General features: G+C 69.4%; 17 protein-coding genes. 7 read left to right on the top strand and 10 right to left on the bottom strand.

What is annotated here, in order from left to right; all coding sequences use genetic code 11:
• Positions 1 to 20 precede the first annotated feature (20 nt).
• The 4 genes from ACFFNX_RS07245 to eccB form a co-directional block, all read right to left on the bottom strand.
• On the bottom strand, positions 21 to 491 hold the full coding sequence (locus ACFFNX_RS07245) for a hypothetical protein (RefSeq protein ID WP_378197151.1): 471 nt from the start codon (positions 489 to 491) through the stop codon (positions 21 to 23).
• 216 nt (positions 492 to 707) lie between these two features.
• Entirely contained in the window at positions 708 to 1,013 is a 306-nt protein-coding gene (locus ACFFNX_RS07240; protein WP_378197149.1) for a WXG100 family type VII secretion target, read from the bottom strand.
• 53 nt (positions 1,014 to 1,066) lie between these two features.
• On the bottom strand, positions 1,067 to 1,441 hold the full coding sequence (locus tag ACFFNX_RS07235; protein WP_378197146.1) for a WXG100 family type VII secretion target: 375 nt from the start codon (positions 1,439 to 1,441) through the stop codon (positions 1,067 to 1,069).
• Positions 1,442 to 1,666: 225 nt separating this feature from the next.
• Complete coding sequence (gene eccB / locus ACFFNX_RS07230; protein WP_378197143.1) at positions 1,667 to 3,112, bottom strand: type VII secretion protein EccB; 1,446 nt, start codon at positions 3,110 to 3,112, stop codon at positions 1,667 to 1,669.
• A 107-nt stretch (positions 3,113 to 3,219) separates the two neighbouring features.
• Here eccB and ACFFNX_RS07225 point away from each other — a divergent pair, with 107 nt between their 5' ends.
• Together ACFFNX_RS07225 and ACFFNX_RS07220 are read left to right on the top strand one after the other, a co-directional pair.
• The gene (locus ACFFNX_RS07225) at positions 3,220 to 4,866 is read left to right on the top strand and encodes a hypothetical protein (protein WP_378197140.1); all 1,647 of its coding nucleotides are present in this window, start codon (positions 3,220 to 3,222) and stop codon (positions 4,864 to 4,866) included.
• Positions 4,867 to 4,889: 23 nt separating this feature from the next.
• Positions 4,890 to 5,597: a hypothetical protein gene (locus tag ACFFNX_RS07220; protein WP_378197138.1), complete on the top strand. Its 708-nt coding sequence runs from the start codon at positions 4,890 to 4,892 to the stop codon at positions 5,595 to 5,597.
• Between the two features lie 12 nt (positions 5,598 to 5,609).
• Here the strand turns inward: ACFFNX_RS07220 and ACFFNX_RS07215 are convergent, their stop codons facing one another.
• Both ACFFNX_RS07215 and eccD read right to left on the bottom strand, forming a co-directional pair.
• Positions 5,610 to 6,056 carry a YbaB/EbfC family nucleoid-associated protein gene (locus ACFFNX_RS07215; RefSeq protein ID WP_378197134.1) on the bottom strand — a complete coding sequence of 149 codons (447 nt, stop codon included), beginning with the start codon at positions 6,054 to 6,056 and terminating at the stop codon, positions 5,610 to 5,612.
• A gap of 81 nt (positions 6,057 to 6,137) precedes the next feature.
• Positions 6,138 to 7,550 carry a type VII secretion integral membrane protein EccD gene (gene eccD, locus ACFFNX_RS07210; protein ID WP_378197131.1) on the bottom strand — a complete coding sequence of 471 codons (1,413 nt, stop codon included), beginning with the start codon at positions 7,548 to 7,550 and terminating at the stop codon, positions 6,138 to 6,140.
• A gap of 96 nt (positions 7,551 to 7,646) precedes the next feature.
• Between eccD and eccCa the strand changes: the two genes are divergently transcribed.
• Entirely contained in the window at positions 7,647 to 11,612 is a 3,966-nt protein-coding gene (gene eccCa, locus ACFFNX_RS07205; protein WP_378197181.1) for a type VII secretion protein EccCa, read from the top strand.
• 49 nt (positions 11,613 to 11,661) lie between these two features.
• Here the strand turns inward: eccCa and ACFFNX_RS07200 are convergent, their stop codons facing one another.
• The 4 genes from ACFFNX_RS07200 to ACFFNX_RS07185 form a co-directional block, all read right to left on the bottom strand.
• Positions 11,662 to 12,972 (bottom strand): S8 family serine peptidase, encoded by a 1,311-nt coding sequence (locus ACFFNX_RS07200; RefSeq protein WP_378197128.1) that lies wholly within the window; start codon positions 12,970 to 12,972, stop codon positions 11,662 to 11,664.
• A 151-nt stretch (positions 12,973 to 13,123) separates the two neighbouring features.
• On the bottom strand, positions 13,124 to 14,350 hold the full coding sequence (locus tag ACFFNX_RS07195; RefSeq protein WP_378197125.1) for an RNA polymerase sigma factor: 1,227 nt from the start codon (positions 14,348 to 14,350) through the stop codon (positions 13,124 to 13,126).
• Position 14,351: 1 nt separating this feature from the next.
• Positions 14,352 to 14,708: a YciI family protein gene (locus ACFFNX_RS07190; protein WP_378197122.1), complete on the bottom strand. Its 357-nt coding sequence runs from the start codon at positions 14,706 to 14,708 to the stop codon at positions 14,352 to 14,354.
• Positions 14,709 to 14,830: 122 nt separating this feature from the next.
• Complete coding sequence (locus ACFFNX_RS07185; protein WP_378197119.1) at positions 14,831 to 15,337, bottom strand: winged helix-turn-helix transcriptional regulator; 507 nt, start codon at positions 15,335 to 15,337, stop codon at positions 14,831 to 14,833.
• 78 nt (positions 15,338 to 15,415) lie between these two features.
• Between ACFFNX_RS07185 and ACFFNX_RS07180 the strand changes: the two genes are divergently transcribed.
• The 4 genes from ACFFNX_RS07180 to ACFFNX_RS07165 all read left to right on the top strand — a co-directional run.
• Entirely contained in the window at positions 15,416 to 16,198 is a 783-nt protein-coding gene (locus tag ACFFNX_RS07180; RefSeq protein ID WP_378197116.1) for a class I SAM-dependent methyltransferase, read from the top strand.
• A gap of 166 nt (positions 16,199 to 16,364) precedes the next feature.
• A complete protein-coding gene (locus ACFFNX_RS07175) occupies positions 16,365 to 16,748 on the top strand; it encodes a YbaB/EbfC family nucleoid-associated protein (RefSeq protein WP_378197113.1) in 384 nt (127 codons plus the stop codon).
• Positions 16,741 to 17,133 (top strand): YbaB/EbfC family nucleoid-associated protein, encoded by a 393-nt coding sequence (locus tag ACFFNX_RS07170; RefSeq protein WP_378197110.1) that lies wholly within the window; start codon positions 16,741 to 16,743, stop codon positions 17,131 to 17,133. Before ACFFNX_RS07175 ends, ACFFNX_RS07170 begins: the two co-directional genes overlap by 8 nt.
• Before the next feature lie 81 nt (positions 17,134 to 17,214).
• Positions 17,215 to 18,654: WXG100-like domain-containing protein (locus ACFFNX_RS07165; RefSeq protein ID WP_446678504.1), on the top strand; the 1,440-nt coding region annotated here is incomplete at its 3' end.

Below are 18,654 nucleotides of genomic sequence, written 5' to 3'. Positions count from 1 at the left end.
CCCTTGAAATAGCTACCAGACTAAGCCGGATAGTCAGGTTTGGGCGGATCGATCGTCTGGACATTATCGAAGCTCACCGTCTCGATGTTGTCGACTTCGACACCCGTGTTGGTGGCGTGCGTGTCCTCGATCCTCTTGAGAACAGCGGCGTATGCCTTAGTGAAATTCTCGTAAGCGCCGAGCATCAAAGTATGCGCCGTCTGAACACTCCGATACAGGCTGTCCGCAGCCAACCATTGACCGAAGTCCTTCGATTTCAGGTCGGCGACGTCCTGCAGACTCTTCTTGGCCTCTGACGGCTTGCCCCCAGAGTCCTGATAGGTGTCCGCCCGTTTTTGGAGCTTCTTCATCACGATGCCGTAGTCGGCCTCGTTGAAGTAGTATCCATCCTTCGCCTCAGGATGGTTCTTGAGGTTATCCTTGATGTTATGGGTGCCGGGCCATGGATCCGGCCCCCAAGGATAATCCGGCTCCCCGCTGTCAGGGTCCATGATCTCCCTCCTCGCGCCCGTGTCTCATGCCGGCGAAACGCAACTCAACTGCACCATACGACGGTGACCGGACATCCGGGGTTCCGCGATCCCGGACTGTGACCCGCGACTCATCCTGGAGACCGACGATGACCGACCCGCGTCACCGCCGACGGACGGCCAGGCCTGAGACGGAGACCGACCTCGACTGACGGGCAGCCGAGGTCGACACTCCCGTCAGCCGTTCCAGAGACGCGCGTTGTGCAGCTCGGCCTCGGAGTAGTTGGAGTGGATGTCACCGATCGTGACGTGCAGCGCCTGAAGCGTGCCGGCCATGTCCGCGGCGGCCTTGTTCCACTGGTCCATCGTCTGGCCGTACTGGTTGTTCGCCTTACCGACCCACTCGCCCAGCAGGTTGACCAGGTCCTTGTTGAGGTCCTCCAGCTCGTCTTCCACGGCCTTGTAGATGATCTCGAAGTCGGCCTTCGCCTGCTCCATGCCGCCGAAATTTACTGCGGTGTAGTCGTCCTGACCCGTGCTCATCTTCAGTCTCCAGTCTTGTTCGTCAGCGGATGACGCCTACCAGGCGGTCTCGGCTACTGAGCGGTTCCGGTGTGGTTGACCTGGCTGCCGTTGGAGTTGATCAGGCCGTGGATCCGGTTGACGACCTCGTCCTGGTGCTGGGTCATGTCCTGGTAGTGCGTGTTGGTCGAGATGAGCTTCTCGTGCATATCCCTGAGCGACCGGAGCACCGTGGTGAAATCACGGTTGAACTCCTCGAAGACGCTGTCGAACGACCTGGCGGCCTTGCTGTCCCAGTTGGACCGGAGCGCCTCCTTGTGTCCCCCCAGCCGGATCTGGAGACCGGAGACGATGTCGTGGGCGTGGTCCAGCCTGTTGGCGGCTGCGGTGGCCTGCCCGATATCGATGGACTGGCCGGTGGTCGGGTTGACACCCGTGGTGGGAGCCATGGGATTCCTCCATAAAGAGATCAGGCAGCTTGCGGCCCGACGCTCGCCACCACCCCATTCACAGAGGCGGCTTCAAGCCCACCGTGACCGCCAAAACATGGATAACCATACGAGACTTTGCCGGAACCTGTCCAGTAGATATGGAAAAGTCAATGCCTATGCCGAACGCTACCCAATTGTTATCTCTGCGTAACCGGCGCACAAGCGAGCGGAGACGGGCACCCATCACCCCCCTGACCTGGGGTAAGACAAAGGCTGCGTGGCCTGTTTGGGGTCGAGCGTCGGTCCTTCCGGGATCAAGTGCAGAAGATTTCCTGGAACCGGCGCGAGCTTCTTAACGTCCAAGCCGAGTTTGGCCGCGATATCGGTCGACGGAACGGCGAACCGCAGCCCCTGATCAGTCAGTACCGAGTACGTGGTGATCGACTTGACCTGACCGGGTGCGGGCAGCAGACCGAGAAGCGCTCCGTCTCCCGGCGGCAGCACCACCTGGTCCACCACACCCTTAGCGGCGCCGGTTCCCGATGTCGTCGAAGGAGGGCCGGCCGGGGTCGGGACGGAGCCACCGACCGCCACGCGCGCGTTCTGGCCGGCCGACGCGGTGTCGGAGTAGACGACGCACAGCGGCGTTTGCGCGTCGTAGGAGATCATGTTGGGCATCACGTCGGGCAGGCCGTCCGCGGACACCTTGTCGGTCGAGCGCTGCATGGCGTTCGCCGTCGCCGGTGCGATCGAGACGGGCTTGACCTGACCCCCCTTGTAGGCGCTTCTGCTCGCCGGGTCGTTCTGCAGGAGCACGCCCTCGGTCTGCTTGATGGGAGCGAGCCCGTCGCTCATCAGGACGTACCAGCGGTCCTGGCCGCCGACCGCCCGCGCGACGTAGATCGTCCCGACCGCCGCCTTTCCGCCGTCGGGGCCGGTGACCTCCGTGCCGCGGTTCGGGATGGGCGGCGCCGCGAAGTCCGGACCCGTCGGCACCGCGTTCAGGAAGGTCGGCGACACCTCCGGAGGGTGGTCGGTGCCGCTGAGCGGGCGCACCTCCTCGGCAGGCAGCTTCATGCGCTGGTTGCGCCACACCACCCACGAGGCACCCGCGCCGTGGACGATGACGGCCTGCCCGTCACTGAGCGACTGCCCGCCGACGCCGCTGCCGACCACCAGAGAGGCGTACGAGTCGGTACCCCCCGTGGCGTTCTCCGTACTGTGCCCACATACCGACCAGGGTCCGGTCACCTGGTGGTTCGTGGTGGGGAGGGAGTCGGGCGCACCGAGGATCCCGACCGGTTGCGCGCGGTCGTACTTGGCGAGCGACGACTGCGAGACCAGCTTGCGCTTCACGTCATTGGTGTTGAGGATCAGCCGGGCGGAGGCGTAGTTGGCCACCGGGTACATCTTCTTGTCCTGCTGGCTGTAGATGTACTTGGTGCCGGTCTCCTTCTCGATGATGAGCGTGCCCGGGTCCTCCAGGCCGGTGGCGCCGCCGGGCGACAACAGCCCCCAGATCCCGAAGCCGGCGACGACGAGAACACCGATCATCAGCCCGGCGAAGGCCGAGACGGTCATCCGGCGAGTGGGCGGCTCGGGAAGGTCGGGTTCGCCGGCGAGAAGCGCCATGCCGACGCGTTGCATCATCAGACGATGCGCCTGATACAGGTCACGACGGGTCTGCACCGGCACCTCCCGATATTTCAAACATTGCGGAACCCCGGGTTCAGCACCGTAATCTAATAGGCGTCCTGGGAGTAATGGAACGTGTCGTCCAGCTTGGTGGAGGATGGATGAGCGAGCAGCCGAACCGCATCGCGACCTTGCTCAATCCGAGTTCGGCCACCACCAGCACCACGGACCCCACGACCGGCACCACCACGGACACCGCGACGCAGGGGACGGTCAGCTACGACATCGCGGCCGGAAAGCACGCGACTCACGCGCAACTCGGCATCGACTCGTCGCCGGACGCGCTCATCACCGTCGACGGCCACAAGGTCGCGGCCGGCGACACCGGCCTCAGCATCGACATCGCGCCGGACGGCTCCACCCACGTCGTGCACGGTCCGCAGGACCTGACGCAGGCGGCCGTACAGCCGACCACCACCCAGTACTCGGACGGCACCCAGTACGCGAACGGCACCCAGTACGCGAACGGCACGCAGTACGGCGACGGCACGCAGTACGCGGACGGCACCCAGTACGGCAACGGGACCCAGTACACGGACGGCACGCAATATGCGAACGGCACGCAGGCTTCCGGCGACGGGTCGACGCTGAACGGGCAGTGGAACCAGACCGGGATGACCCAGGACGGCACGCAGTCCGCGGACGGCACCGTCCAGCCGGTGAGCACCGGCAGCGACGGGTCCTCGCTCGCGGACGGGCAGTACGACCCGACGGGCGCCACCCAGGATCCGTCGCAGGACCACACTCAGGTCGAGCACCTGAAGGGCATCGGCCACCACGCCGCCCAGGTCGACCTCGCGCTGCACGGGCCGAACGCCACGACCCAGGCGCCCATCATCCACGAACGCGCCAACGGCAGCCAGGACATCACGATCCCGAAGGGCCCGGACAACCCGCACGCCATCACCGTGCACGTCCACCCGAACAAGGATGGCAGCTTCACCCTGACCGTCCCCAAGAGCCACGGCAACCCGCACGAGATCAAGATCCACGTCGATCCCGACAAACACGTCGATCTGAACATCACCCGCGACAAGGACGGGCACGTCAAGATCGACGCTCACGACCATGCCAAGGACCAGCAGGACGACTGGCCGGGCCTCCAGGGACCCGCGGGCCAGAACCCCGGCTACGGCAACGGCTCGGACCAACCGGACCAACCGGGCCAGCCAGGCCAGCCGGGCGGGCCGGGACAGCAGCCCGGCACCGGCGGTGCGGACGGCGGCCTGCCGCAGACCCCGGGCGTCCCTGATCAGCAGACGCCGCAGACCCCGGACATCCCCACCCCGCAGACGCCCAGCAGCGGTGGCGGCGGCACACCGGACACCGGTGGCGGCGGCGATGGCCTCCCGACGTCGAAACAGCCCCAGCAGCAGCAGCCGAAGCAGCCAGAGACCCCGCAGACACCGGGCTCGCAGAAGAATCTAGAGAACACCGGCTTCGCCAGCATCAGCCGGGACTCCGTCACCCAACTCGGAAAGGACATCACGAACGGCCCGGTCCCCGTCATGGGTCAGGCGCAGAAGGACGCCTCAGGATGCAATATCGGGTATCCCGGTTGCGGCATCGCGGGCGCTCCGCTGGGCTCCGCCCACGTGGAAGTACGTGATGCCGGTGCGACACAGTTCGCCAATGGTTACCGGTCTCTGTCGAACTGGGTGCCCAACCTCAACGCGACGGTGAACAACTCGCAGAGCGCGGAGGACAACTCCACGGACAGTGTCAGCAAGGTCCCGACAAACCAGTAAGGCCCTGGAAGAAAGACATCGAAATGGCACTCGACGACTTCATCACCTCGGCGCCCAGTGTCGCCGGGTTCGGGATGACCTCAGCGGCCTGCTTCTCCGTGCCCGCCGCGATTCCGCTCGCGATGATGCAGGGGACGTGCATCTCCGACCCGGCGCAGATCGCGCATTGCGGTGAGCGACACAAGAACCTGGCGGGCAAGGCGGACGACGCCAAGGCCCAGCTGCAACAGATCGTGGACAAGCGCGCCAGCGCCGACAAGTGGGATGGTAAGGACAAGAAACTCTTCTCCGACACGCACGTCGCTCCGTACGCTCAGGCCTGCGACCAGACCGCGCAACTCCACAACGGCATCAACGGCTCGCTGGGCACTCTGGCCACGGTCTACCAGGTGGTCGGCGGCCTGTCCGCGGCGATCGGGGGCATCATGCTCGCCTGGTCGCTCACCGTCGATGCGACCGCCGCGATCCCGGGCGTCGACGTGGCCACCGAGGGTGCGGCCACGGCGGCGGCGGAGACTTCGAACGGGGTGTTCCGCACCGTCCTCAACGGGCTCCTGGCCTTGGCGAAGAAGCTGGCTCCGATGTTGAAGTCGATCAAGGGCCTGCTCGGCCTCGTCGGCTTGGGCTTCGGCGGCGACCTCGCCGGTAAGACGATGCTCACGGGCAGCACGAGCGCGAACACGGCTTTCTGGCCCGGGGATCCCATGCCGTCCACGCCCACCAAGACCTGAGCCGCGCCGGCGTCAGAGGCCGAGTTGTTTGGCGATGCGGTCGAGTTCGGTCATCGCGTCGTCGAGCGTCCGGTCGAAGACCGTCGCGGCCTCCTTGATCCTCTCCTGGACGGTCTCCTGGTCCTTCAGGAGCGTCATCGGGTTCGCGTCCTCGCCGTAGGTCTCCGCCATGAGGTCGCTCAGCTGACTCCGCATGTCCGCGGTGGCCTCGCGAATCAGCTCCTTGAGGGTCTCGCCGAGCTTCTCGGCCGGCATGCGCATGGCACGGGGGTCGATGTGGATGTCGGTCACGCCATCGGCGATCGTGCAGGTCACCCTGATCCTGCGGTCCTTGGTCTCCGCCACGCCCTCGAGTTCGGCGGAGCGCTCCTGCATTTCCTTGACCTTCGCCGAATGTTCTTCCGAGATTCGGATGAGGCGCTGGATATCGAGATTGCCCAGGTCCCCGAATTCGCTCATGCTTGACCCCTTTCACCGCAGAGTATGCAGGAACGCGGTGATCGGCACCACCGGATGATCAGGGCGAGCGCCTCGGATGGATCAGCCGCCGATGCCACGTACCTTCGAGTAGACGTCGAGGACGGCGAGGGCCAGCGGCACCAGCGCGATGATGGCGAACATGTCGACGATGTCCCCCGCGCGGCCCCAGAACGGGCTGGGGCGGTGGCCGGGCAGCCAGATCCCCATCGTCAGGGTGATCGCGGCGACCGCCAGCATCCCCGGCAGCACCAGCGCGAGGGTCTCCACGGGTGTGGCCCGCAGCGAGAGCGCGACGTCGAGCAGCCCGAGCCCGCCGAGGCCCACGAAGAGCATCCAGCTCCGCTGCGAACGCCCGCGGAAGATGCGGGCCCGCAGGAGCAGCGAGAACGACAGCACGGCGGCCATGATCGGCCCGAACCGGCCCGGGTCGAGGACCAGGAACACCAGCGCGACGGCGGCCACCAGCGCGATGCCCGCGACGAGACCGGTGGCGAACCGGTCGGCGACTCCCGCGCGGCGCAGGAGCTTCTTGCCGTCGACGACGGTCGCCTCGCTGCGCAGGTCCTCGGCGCTGGTCGGGATCGGTGGCAGTGGCACCCGGGCCATGCGGAACGACAGAGTCGGGATGAGGGCGCTCAGCGCCATGACGACCACGACCGCGCACGCGGCCACGCCCGCCGGGTCGACACCGCTGAACAGGAGGGTGGCGCCCGTCGCGACCGTACCCACCAGACCGGCGAACCCGACGCCGACGAACCACGGCAGGCCGTCGGCCACGCCGAAGCCCGCGAGTACCGCGATCACGGTGGTGGCGGCGAACGCCGCCAGCAGGTGCGGGCCGCCCAGACCCGAGAGAGGCAGGTGCGTACGCGCGGGTGCGAGCAGGCCGGCCAGGAACCCGTACGGAAGCGCCACGCAGCCGAGGGCGGCGCCGCTGACGGAGTCCCCGACGGCCCGCGACAGCGTCACGCCCATCGTCAGCAGCACGAACGCCACGAGCGCCGCCGCGACGGCACCGGCGTGCCACTGCGGCCCCGCCCGCAGGATCGGGACGACACCGAGGACGAGAGCCGCGGCCCCGGCGAACAGCCCGAAGCGGCGCGTGGTCTCGGGACGCCAGCGGTCGGCGCGATCGTTCTTGCCCGTCGCGACCACGTCGGCGACGTCGTCGTAGACGAGTTCGGGGATCAGCGTCATGCGCGGGCGGAAATACAGCACCTCGCCGTCGCGCACGTCGAGCTGGGCCAGGCTGAGCCCGCTCTCGAAAGGCGGGCCGTCGAGCCGCTGCAGCACCCACCCCGAATGGGCCAGACCCGCGTCGGCCAGCTCGCGTCCCGCCGCGCGGAGCAGCGTCGGCAGCATCTGGACCAGCGGAACCTCGGCCGGCAACGACAGATCGATCCGCCTATCCGGTGCGACGATCGTGATCCGGCACAAGTCGGCTCCGGCTTTCGGGCTCACGTTCTCCCCCATCGGCGAATTCGTACGGAACATGGTGAACCGGCTTTATAGGATGGCGGCTACTCACGCTTTATGCCAGCGGCCCGTGGAGGTACTCCGTTGAGCACGGTGATCGTCACCAGGCAAGAACGCCGGCCTCCGCCGGAGCTGCCCCGCGGTGAGATCCTTCTCGAGTCTCCGCCCGAAATCCCGGAAACGCAGTCGGCGGGTTTCCAGGCGATGTTGACCTACGTCCCGATGCTCGCCGGCGGCGGGGCGATGGCCTTCATGCTCGTGGCGCCCGGTTCGAACCCGACCATGTTCCTGTCCTCGGGCATGATGTCGCTGTCGATGATGGGGATGATGCTCGGCCAGATCTCCCGCGGCACCGGCGACCGCAAGCAGCGTCTCAACGGCGCCCGTCGTGACTACTTCCGCTATCTGTCCCAGGTCCGCCAGAAGGTCCGCCGGGCCAGCACGCAGCAGCGGGAGGCCCTGGAGTGGAACAGCCCCGACCCCGCGTCCCTGTGGTCGCTGGTGATGAGCGCCCGGCTCTGGGAACGCCGGGCGAGTGACTCCGACTTCGGCAACATCCGCATCGGCAGCGGCCCGCAGCGGCTCGCGATCCAGCTGATCCCGCCGGAGACCAAGCCGGTCGAGGACCTCGAACCGATGACCGCGGGCGCGCTCCGGCGGTTCGTGCGCGCGCACTCCACCGTGCCGAACCTGCCCATCGCGGTGTCGCTCTCGTCGTTCGCGCGCATCCTGCCCGCGGGCGAGCCCCGCGCCATACGCGAGCTGGTGTACGCCCTGGTGGCGCAGGCCGCCGCCTTCCACTCCCCCGACGACCTGCGCATCTCGGTATGCGCGTCGGCCGACCGGATGCCGATGTGGGACTGGATGAAGTGGCTCCCGCACACCATGCATCCAGAAGACACCGACGCCGCCGGCCCGGTGCGGCTGATGACCAAGTCGATGTCCGAGCTGGAGCAGATGCTCGGGGCCGAGCTGAAGGAACGCCCCCGGTTCACGCCCGGCCTGTCGGCCGATGACATGCCGTACCACATCGTCATCGTGGACGGCGGCTCCGTCAGCGTGGACAGCCAGCTCAGCGCGGACGGCATCGACGGCGTCACGGTCATCGACCTGACCGGTGCGATCACGCCGACGCCCGAGTCCACCATGCTCCGGCTCGACGTACGCCCCGACCGGCTGAGCATCGTCAAACGCGACCGCACCGGCAAGGACGTCTTCCAGCGCCTCGGCAAGCCCGACTCGCTCGACTTCGTGTCCGTGGACGGCCTCGCCCGGCAGCTGTGTCCCCTGCGGACCAGCGGCGCGACCGAGCCCGAGCAGAGCGCGCTGCACGCGAACCGCACGCTGACCTCGCTGCTCGGCATCGGCGACCCGACGCGCATCGACACACGCGTCCTGTGGCGCCCGCGTCCGCCCCGCAACCGGCTCCGCGTCCCGATCGGCGTCGCCGCCGACGGCCGGGCGGTCGAGATGGACATCAAGGAGTCGGCTCAGGGTGGCATGGGCCCGCACGGCCTGGTCATCGGGGCGACCGGCTCCGGCAAGTCCGAGCTGCTGCGCACCCTGGTCCTCGGGCTCGCGGTGACGCACTCCTCCGAGGTGCTCAACTTCGTCCTCGTCGACTTCAAGGGCGGCGCGACCTTCCTCGGCCTCGACGGCCTCCAGCACGTCGCGGCGGTCATCACCAACCTGGAGGACGAGCTGCCGCTGGTCGACCGCATGTACGACGCGCTGCACGGCGAGATGGTGCGGCGGCAGGAGTTCCTGCGGTCGGCCGGCAACTACGCCTCGCTGCGCGACTACGAGGCGGCGCGCGAGCGCGGCGCCCAGATCCCGCCGATGCCGACGCTCTTCGTGGTGCTGGACGAGTTCTCCGAGCTGCTGTCGGCCAAGCCGGAGTTCGCCGAGCTCTTCGTGATGATCGGCCGGCTGGGCCGGTCGCTCGGCGTGCACCTGCTGCTCGCGTCGCAGCGCCTGGAGGAGGGCAAGCTCCGCGGCCTCGACACCCACCTGTCGTACCGCATCGGCCTGCGCACCTTCTCGGCCATGGAGAGCCGCGTCGTCCTCGGTGTGCCCGACGCGTACGAGCTGCCCTCGCAGCCCGGCAACGGCTACCTCAAGTTCGACACGACCGGCATGACGCGGTTCAAGGCGGCGTACGTCTCCGGCGCCTACAAGCCGGAGGACGGCGTGGAGGAGGACGGCGGTCCACGCGTCGTCCCGCAGATCGTGCCCTTCATGCCCGACTACCTGGCGCCACATGTGATCGCGGACCCGGAGCCGGAGCACACCCATGACGCGAGCGAGTCGAGCGTCGAGGACAGCCTCTTCGACATCGTGGTCCGGCAGCTCGCCGGCCAGGGCCCGCCTCCGCACGAGATCTGGCTGCCGCCGCTCGACGACCCGTCGACGCTGGACCAGCTGATCCCCGGCCTCAGGGCCACGCCGGAGCAGGGCTTCACCTCACCCGGCTGGGAGGGCCGGGGCCGGCTCTGCGCCCCGCTCGGTATCGTCGACCGTCCCTTCGAACAGCGGCGCGACCCGATGTGGGTGGATCTGAGCGGCGCCGCCGGGCACATCGCGGTCGTCGGCGGTCCGCAGAGCGGCAAGTCGACGATGGTGCGAAACCTGATCACCTCGCTCTCGCTCCTGCACACACCGCAGGAGGTGCAGTTCTACTGCCTCGACTTCGGTGGCGGCACGCTCTCCTCGCTCGCGGGACTGCCGCACGTCGGCGGCGTCGCGTCCCGCCTCGACGGCGACCGCGTCCGGCGTACGGTCGCGGAGATGACGACCCTGCTCACCCAGCGGGAGCGGGAGTTCACCGAGCGGGGCATCGACTCGATCGCGACGTACCGCCGGCTGCGCGCCGAGGGCAAGGTGCCCGGCGACGGGTTCGGCGACGTCTTCCTGGTCGTCGACAACTGGCTGCTGCTGCGCCAGGAGTTCGACATGGTCGAGGGCAGCATCACCGCTCTCGCCGGGCGCGGCCTGGGCTTCGGCATCCACGTGGTCGCCGCGACCAACAAGTGGTCGGAGTTCCGGATGAACATCCGGGACCTGTTCGGCACCCGCGTGGAGCTGCGGCTCGGCGACCCGTACGAGTCGGAGATCAACCGCAAGCTCGCCGACAACGTGCCGCAGAACTCCCCCGGACGCGGGCTGACCCGTGACGGCCTGCACTTCCTGGGCGCGCTGCCGCGCGTCGACGGCCGCCAGGCCGCCGAAGACCTGGCCGACGGCGTCCGGTCGCTGGTGGACCAGGTCCGGAGCGCGTGGACCGGCCCGGCCGCGCCGCCCGTACGCCTGCTGCCCGCGCGGCTCGAACCCTCGATGCTGCCGACCCCCGCGGAGTCCGGCAAGCGGATCCCGATCGGCATCGACGAGGACACGCTCTCGCCCGTCATGGTGGACTTCGAGAACGACGCGCACTTCGTCATCGTGGGCGACACCGAGTCCGGCAAGTCGAACCTGCTGCGCCTCATCGCGGAGGGCATCATCGCCCGCAACACGCCGGACCAGGCGCGGCTGATCTTCCTCGACTACCGGCGTTCGCTGCTCGACACCGCCGACACCGAGCACCGGATCGGGTACGCCGCGGCGAGCACGTCGGCGACGTCGCTGCTCAAGGACGTGCACGGCGCGCTGGTCACGCGGCTGCCGACGTCGGACCTGACGCCGGAGCAGCTGCGCAACCGGTCGTGGTGGCAGGGCTCGGACCTCTACCTCATCATCGACGACTACGACCTCGTGGCCACGTCGAGCAACCCCCTGGCACCGATCGTCGACCTCCTGCCGCAGGCGCGCGACATCGGCCTGCACGTCGTGCTGGCCCGCGCGATGGGCGGCGCGGGCCGCGCGATGTTCGACCCGGTGATCCAGCGCATCAAGGACATGGCCAACCCGGCTCTGATCATGTCCGGCACGAAGGACGAGGGCGCGCTCTTCGGCAACGTACGGCCGAGCCCGCTGCCGCCGGGCCGGGGTTACTTCGTCGAGCGGCGCACCGGCACGCGCCTCATCCAGACCGCGTACCTGGGCGGCGAGGAGACCGGCTGACGCGTCGCGTACGGGCGGGCCGGGTGACGCGGTCACCCGGCCCCGGGCCTCAGGTGTCGGTGTGGTCCGAGCCGGCGGAACGGCGGCCGGGCTGCCAGCCGCGGCGGCGGCCCATCGGGACGAACACTCCCGCGGTCACGGCCACGGCGGCCGCACCCAGCGCGACGCCCGCCACCACCAACGCGACCGACTGCGTCTGCCGATCCGTCGGCTTGCGGTACGCCACGCGGATCGCCTGCCCGCTGCCCGGCTCCGTCGCGCCGGGCGGCGTGGCGGCCGAACCGGAGTCCTCGCCCGGCAGCAGCGCGGTGACCGCCTGCGTCGGGTTGACCATGCCCGCCCCGGAGCCGGTGCCGACCGAGCCGTCGGCCGTGGCCTCGATCCTGGCCTTGACCTGCTTGTAGTTGAGCTTGGGGTGATAGGCGCGGACGAGAGCCGCCGTGCCGGAGACGAACGCCGCGGCGAAGCTGGTGCCCTCCTCGTTCGGCGCGTACCCGCCGGGCCAGGTCGTGGCGACCTCCTTGCCCGGGGCGCTGACGCTGACCTTCGTCGCGGTGTTGGAGGAGTCGGCCACGGCGCCGTCGGAGCCGAGCGAGCCGACGCTGATGACGTCCGGGTACGCGGCGGGATAGGCGGGGCCGACCGTACCCCTGTCCTGGTCCGTGACGTTCCCGGCCGCGGCGACGACGACCGCGTCGCGCGACTGCGCGTACTGGACCGCCGACTTCAGCTGGGGAGTGTCCGGCGCGGTCACCGAGACGTTGATGACCTTCGCGTGCAGCGCCGCGGCCTCATGGATCGCCTTGGCGAGGTTGGGGTCGGCGCCCTCGGTGTGGTCCTCGTTGGTGAACTTCACCGAGAGCAGGCGCACGCCCGGCGCGACGCCGACGAACGGCATGTTCTGCGACCGCCGGTCCTGGGCGGCGATGATCCCGGCGACCGCGGTGCCGTGCCCGATGCAGTCGGTGGTCCTCGTATGCGTGATGTCCACCGAGGTCACGTGCCCGGCGAGCTGTGGCTGGGTCACGTCGACGCCGCTGTCGACGACCGCGACGGTGACGCCCTTGCCCTTGGTCAGGTCCCAGACCCGGGCGAAGTCCAGGCGTTGCTGCGCCCACGGTTCGGTGGTCAGCGCCGCGACGGCCTGCGGCGGGTTGCACTCGATGGTCGGGGAGGGGTCGACCGTGGGCGTGGGCGTGGACGTGGCCGACGGCTTACTCGACGGTGTGGATCGGGGCGTCGTCGTCTTGTGCGTCGTCTTGGGCGTCGGCTTGGCCGCCACGGCAGGGGGTACGCCGGTGAACGCCACGAGGCCCAAGACTCCCGCCACGGCGAGGCCGCCCAGTTTCACTGACCTCACGGCGATCCCCCTTCGATATCCGCCCGTGGCGCGGTTTCAGACCCACACCGGCAAAGGTGGCACAAATGGTGATGTTACTGCGAATGGTCGCGCGAAATAGGGCGCGAACTCGACGCGTGACGGGCTCACCGCGCCGGTCCGGCCGAGCGGCTCACCCGGCCCGGACGAGCGCCTGATGCCTGCGCTGCAGGAACGTGCGTTCGGACGTGTTGTCGGTGCGGGCGATCGCGGCTTCGTACGCCGACGCCGCCTCCGCGCGTCGGCCGAGGCGGCGGAGCAGGTCGGCGCGGATGGCGTGGAAGAGGTAGTAGCCGTCGAGGCCGAGGTCGTCGACGAGGGTGAGCGCCGCCCGCGGTCCCTCGACCTCGGCCACCACGACGGCACGGTGGAGTGCCACGACCGGGCTCGGAGTGAGCGACAGGAGGTGGTCGTACAGCCGCAGGATCTGCGGCCAGTCGGTGGCGGCCACGGTCGGCGCGTCACTGTGCACCGCGTTGATCGCCGCCTGGACCTGGTACGGGCCGGGCCGGTCACGCCGGAGGCATCGCCGGACGAGCGCCTGGCCCTCGGCGATGAGGCTCTGGTCCCATCGGCCGCGATCCTGGTCGGCCAGGAGCACCAGCTCGCCGTCCTCGGTGGTACGGGCGGCCCGGCGCGACTGGGTGAGCAGCATGAGCGCGAGCAGGCCCATGACCTCTGGTTCGTCGGGCATGAGCTCGGCGAGCAGCCGGCCGAGACGAACGGCCTCCGCGCACAGGTCCGCGCGGACGAGCCGCTCGCCCGAGCTCGCCGTGTGACCCTCATTGAAGATCAGATAGATGACGGCCAGAACGGCCCGCAGGCGGTCGGGCAGGTCGGCGTCGCCGGGGACACGGTAGGGGATCCCCGCATCGCGGATCTTTCCCTTCGCGCGGGCCAGCCGTTGGGCCATGGTCGGCTCGGACACCAGGAAGGCGCGCGCGATCTCCGCGGTCGTGAGCCCGCCCAGCAACCGCAGGGTGAGCGCGACGCGCGCCGCCGGGGCAAGCGCGGGATGACAGCAGGTGAAGATCAGGCGCAGCCGGTCATCGCGCACCGGGCCCTCCTCAGGCGGTTCGCCGGGGCTGTGCAGCAGCGCCGCCTGGGCGTGCCGGTCCTCGCGGGACGCCTCCCGGCGGAGCCGGTCGATCGCCCGGTTGCGGGCGGTGGTGATGATCCAGCCCGCCGGGCTCGGGGGTACGCCGCCGGCCGGCCACCGGCGTACGGCCTCCGTGAACGCGTCCTGGACCGCCTCCTCGGCGACGCCGATGTCGCCGAAGGCACGGACCAGGACGGCCACCGCGCGTCCGTACTCCTCGCGGAAGACCCGCTCGATCACCGCCGGGGCCACCTGCGTCATGTCAGCCGGACGATCCGTCCCGCAGCGGCCTGACCTCGATGGGAAGCGTGGTCGCCCCGGCCAGTTTGCGGCCCCACTCCAGGGCGGCGTCGAGATCGGGCGCCTGGATGATCGTGAACCCGCCGAGGTGCTCTTTGCCCTCGATGTACGGACCGTCGGTCGTGAGCGTCTCGTCGCCCTTCCGCCGTACCACGGTGGCCGTGCTCGGATCATGCAGACCCGCGCTGAACACCCACGCGCCGGCCGCCTTGAGCTCGGCCCTCACGGCCTCGACCTCCCGCATGATCGGCTCCAGGAACTCGGGTGGCGGAGGGGCGTCCGAGTCGGGCTGGTAGATGCTGAGCAGGTACTCCTTCACGATGATCCTCCCTACGTCACCGCCGGCACCGCGCCGGCCTCTCACCCTCCATACGAAGGGCCCCGCCCCGATTCGACATCGCGGCACGCGCGTCTCGAAGAGATTTCCGGGTGCGCCACGGGTCAGCCCTCGCGCCGTTCGGCGACCAGTGCGCCGAGCACCCGGGTGCCGGGCCCGACGCGGCCGCCGGGGCCGGGACGCTGGGTGGTGTTGGCCACGGTGAGCGGCTGCCCGCAGTGCGCGCACGCGGTCACCGCGTGGGTGTCGTGGCCGCAGTCGAGGTGGTGGACGCGCGCCGGCGGCCCGGACGCGTCGGCGTACCAGCGGTCGCCCCAGTTCATCAGGGCGAGCAGCACCGGATAGAGCTCCTCGCCCTTCCGCGTGGCGCGGTAGTCGTCGCGCGGCGGATGCTCCTGGTAGCGCTCGCGGACGAGGACGCCCTCCTCGACCAGCCGGGCCAGGCGGGCGGCCAGGATCTTCCGCGAGATGCCCAGGTCGCGGGCGATGTCGTCGAAGCGGGTCACGCCGACGATGACGTCCCGCATGATCAAGGCCGTCCAGGCGTCCCCGAACAGGTCGGTCGCGCGCGCGATCGAGCAGGCCACGTCGGCGAGTCGAGTACGGGTCACGCTCGAAGCCTACCCGGTGCGTTTCCTTAAGAAATGCATGGAGTAGATTTCCTCAGGGAACCCACAAAGGGAGGCGGCATGGCGGCACCACGCATCGAGCTGGACTCGGCGGACGCGATCGATGGACGCCACATCCGAGCGGTCGCCTTTCAGGAGGTGCGGCTGGAGTACGTCCGGCGCGTCCTCGGCGACGTGCGGCCGACGGGCGGCGGCAGCGCCCTGGTGGTGGGAAGCGGCCGGGGCGACCTGGCACGCGGGCTGAGCCGGCTGGGTTTCGAGGTGACCGCCGTCGATCCGTCGCCCGCCGCCACGAAGATGGCGCGGAGGCCGGGCGCCGGAGAACGCGTCGTGTACGAGACCGCGCCCGCCGAGGACCTCGGTCACCCGGCCGCGTCGTTCGACCTCGCCTATTACGCGGACACATTCGAGATCACCGCGGGTCTGGATCGGGTCGTCGCGCAGGCGGCGCGTGTTCTCCGGCCCGGCGGAACGCTCTGCTACGACACGGTCAACCGGACCCCCCTCTCGCGGCTCATCTATCTCGGCGCGTTCCAGGGCATCCCGCAGACCCGGATCATGCCGCGCGGACGGTACGCCGCGGCACGCCTGCGGCGTCCGGCCGAACTGGTCCGCGCTCTGGAGCGCCACGGCCTGCGCAATGAGGACATCTGCCCGTTCCAGCCGGCCAACGCGAGCGACCTCGTCAAGACCGTGCTCGCCCGCAGGCGCGGGCGGATCACCGACGACCAGGTCGCCGCGGCGGCCGGGTTCGTCCTGGCCCCGGACCACCGTCCCCTCGTCACCTACCTGGGACACGCCCGGAAGGCCGAGAGCCCGTCCGATCGGTCGCCCGGCACGTGACGCCGCAAGGAACGTCCGGACTCAAGCCGCCAAGACGCCACGTGTCTGCTTTATGCTCGATGCACCCCCTGTCCGGCTGAAATGCTGCGGGGAGGAACCGTCCAGACGAAATGAACGTCGCATCTGTTCCAGCCGGCGACGAGCACGCGACCCCTGGAGGTGATGGATGAGCGCCGAACCCGAGGCTCCCCTCGGCACTCCCGGCGATGACTACGCAAAGCGCATCCAGCAGCTGAAGGAGATGCGGCGCGAGCTCACCGAGGTCGGTGCCACGGCAGAGCGACCGGACGGGCTCGTCACCGTGGTCGTCGGCGCGCAGGGTCAGGTCAAGGACATCCGCCTCGACCCCCGGGTCTACCGCAAACTCGACAGCGGCGAACTCGCGGCCGCCATCATGGAGCTGATCTCGCAGGCCGGCGCCGAGGTCTCGCAGCAGATGAGGGCGATCATGACGCCCTTCATGCCGGGCGGCTCGGACAGCGGTCTTGACCTGTCCGGTTTCCTGCCGAAGGCGGAGAACGCCGAGGACACGGAGCCGCGGAATGGATGACCGGACACCCGCGTCGCTGCACGAGATCGCCGACGGCTACCACCAGCGGCTGGCCGAGCTGCGGAAGATGCAGCAGGACGTCCAGAACGTGACCGCCACGGCCCGCACCCGCGACGGCGCGGTGTCGGTCGAGGTGGGCGCGCAGGGGGATCTACGCGCCGTCCATCTCGGCCCGCGCGTCTACGACCGCATGAACCCGCAGCGTCTTGCCCTGACGATCATGGAGCTGGCCGGTGAGGCGACCCGGGAGGCCTCCGGGCGGGCCCGGCAGATCACCGCCGCCCTTCTCCCGGAGGACGTGGCCGCGCGACTCCGCGACGGGGAGGAGGACCTCAGCGCCTTCCTGCCGGACGCACCCAGCTTCAAAGACGACCTACCGGACTGAGCGCCGCCCTCGAAGGGACTGATGGTGACCGCCGACGGGTACACGGCCGTCCCCGCCACGTGGGCGTCTTCCGGGGAGGGGATGATCGGTGCGTCGAACAAGCTGGAGACCGCCGTCAACACGCTCTGCGACGAGCTGAGCAAGGCCGGCGACTGCTGGGGCCACGACGACATCGGACGAGCGTTCTTCAACGGCGACGACAAGACGCCGGGCTTCGGCGAGGCACGCGACGCGCTGCTGGCCGAACTCGCGGACATGGTCAACCTCGTACGGGCCACCGGCGGCCTGCTGAAGATCTCCGGCAACACCTACTCGGTGGCCGAGCAGGCGAGCACGATCGGCTCGGCGCTTCCCGCGGGAGCGGACAAGGGCGCGCTCGCGGCCGTGAACCCGTACCGCCTGCCCAAGGTGACCCAGGAACTGGCGAAGTCCGATCCGCCGCCCTCCGGGTTCGACTTCGTCATCTCGTTGCTGCGCACACTCGTCTTCGGATGCGACTGGCCCGACGGCAACATGGAGAATCTGGCGTCGTTGCGCGACGCCTTCCACACCGCGGCCGGAGCGGTCGAGGATGTGGCCGACGAGATCTCGGGCCACTGCGAGGCCATCACGACGGACAACAAGGGCGAGGCGACTCAACAGTTCGCCTCGTTCGCCGACGCGCTGAACGGCGGTGGCGACGAGGGCGGCCTGCGCTGGCTGGCGACGGCCTGCAAGTCGATGGGCGACTCGGTCGACTTTCTGATCAAGCAGGAGAACGCCGGGCGGCTGCAGTTCTGGCTGTCCATCGCCTTCCTGGCGACGGTCTGGGCGATCGCGCTGGCGGTCTCGTGGATCACCGGCGGCGGGTCGGTCGGCGCCGCCACCGCGACCACCGAGGCGGAGGGGAGCGCGCTCAGACTCTTCCTGCAGCGGATCGCCCAGTCGGTGATCGGCCGTTCGCTGATCGTCAGAGGGGCCGCGATGGGCGCGGTGTACAGCGGTGGGCTGGACGCCGTCGGCCAGTACGCCCGCATCCACGAGGGCGTGCAGGACGACTTCAGCGTCACCGAACTCGCGAAGGCCGGCGGCGAGGGCGCGCTGGCCGGCGGCGTGATGGGCGGGGCCGGCGCCTGGGTCGCGCGTGAGGGCAACGGCTTCACCACCGCGCTGTCGTCGTTCATGAACGCCGGTGGCTTCAAGGCCGGCGCGGCCAAGGTCGTCTTCAACGGCATGGCCGGCACCGCCGGCAACGTCGCCGCCCAGGCCGCCTTCGAACAGCACGTCGACCTCAAGCAGGCCGCCGAGTTCGGGTTTGGAATGGCCGGTATCGAGGGTTTCAAGGGCGCCGGCCGATACGCCGCCAACCGGTTCGGCCCCGGCCGCTCGGGGAAGGGCGACGACGGCGGAGATCCGCCGCCACCACCACCCGGCGGATCCAAGGCGCCCGACCACACTGGGAAGGACGACGACGGCGGAGGCCCACCGCCACCACCACCCGGCGGATCCAAGGCGCCCGACCACACCGGGAACGGCGACGAC

This window comes from Actinoallomurus acaciae (genome assembly GCF_042429965.1).
In the GTDB taxonomy this organism is placed as follows: Bacteria; Actinomycetota; Actinomycetes; order Streptosporangiales; family Streptosporangiaceae; genus Actinoallomurus; species Actinoallomurus acaciae.
This window is presented reverse-complemented; position numbering and strand designations above follow the sequence as displayed.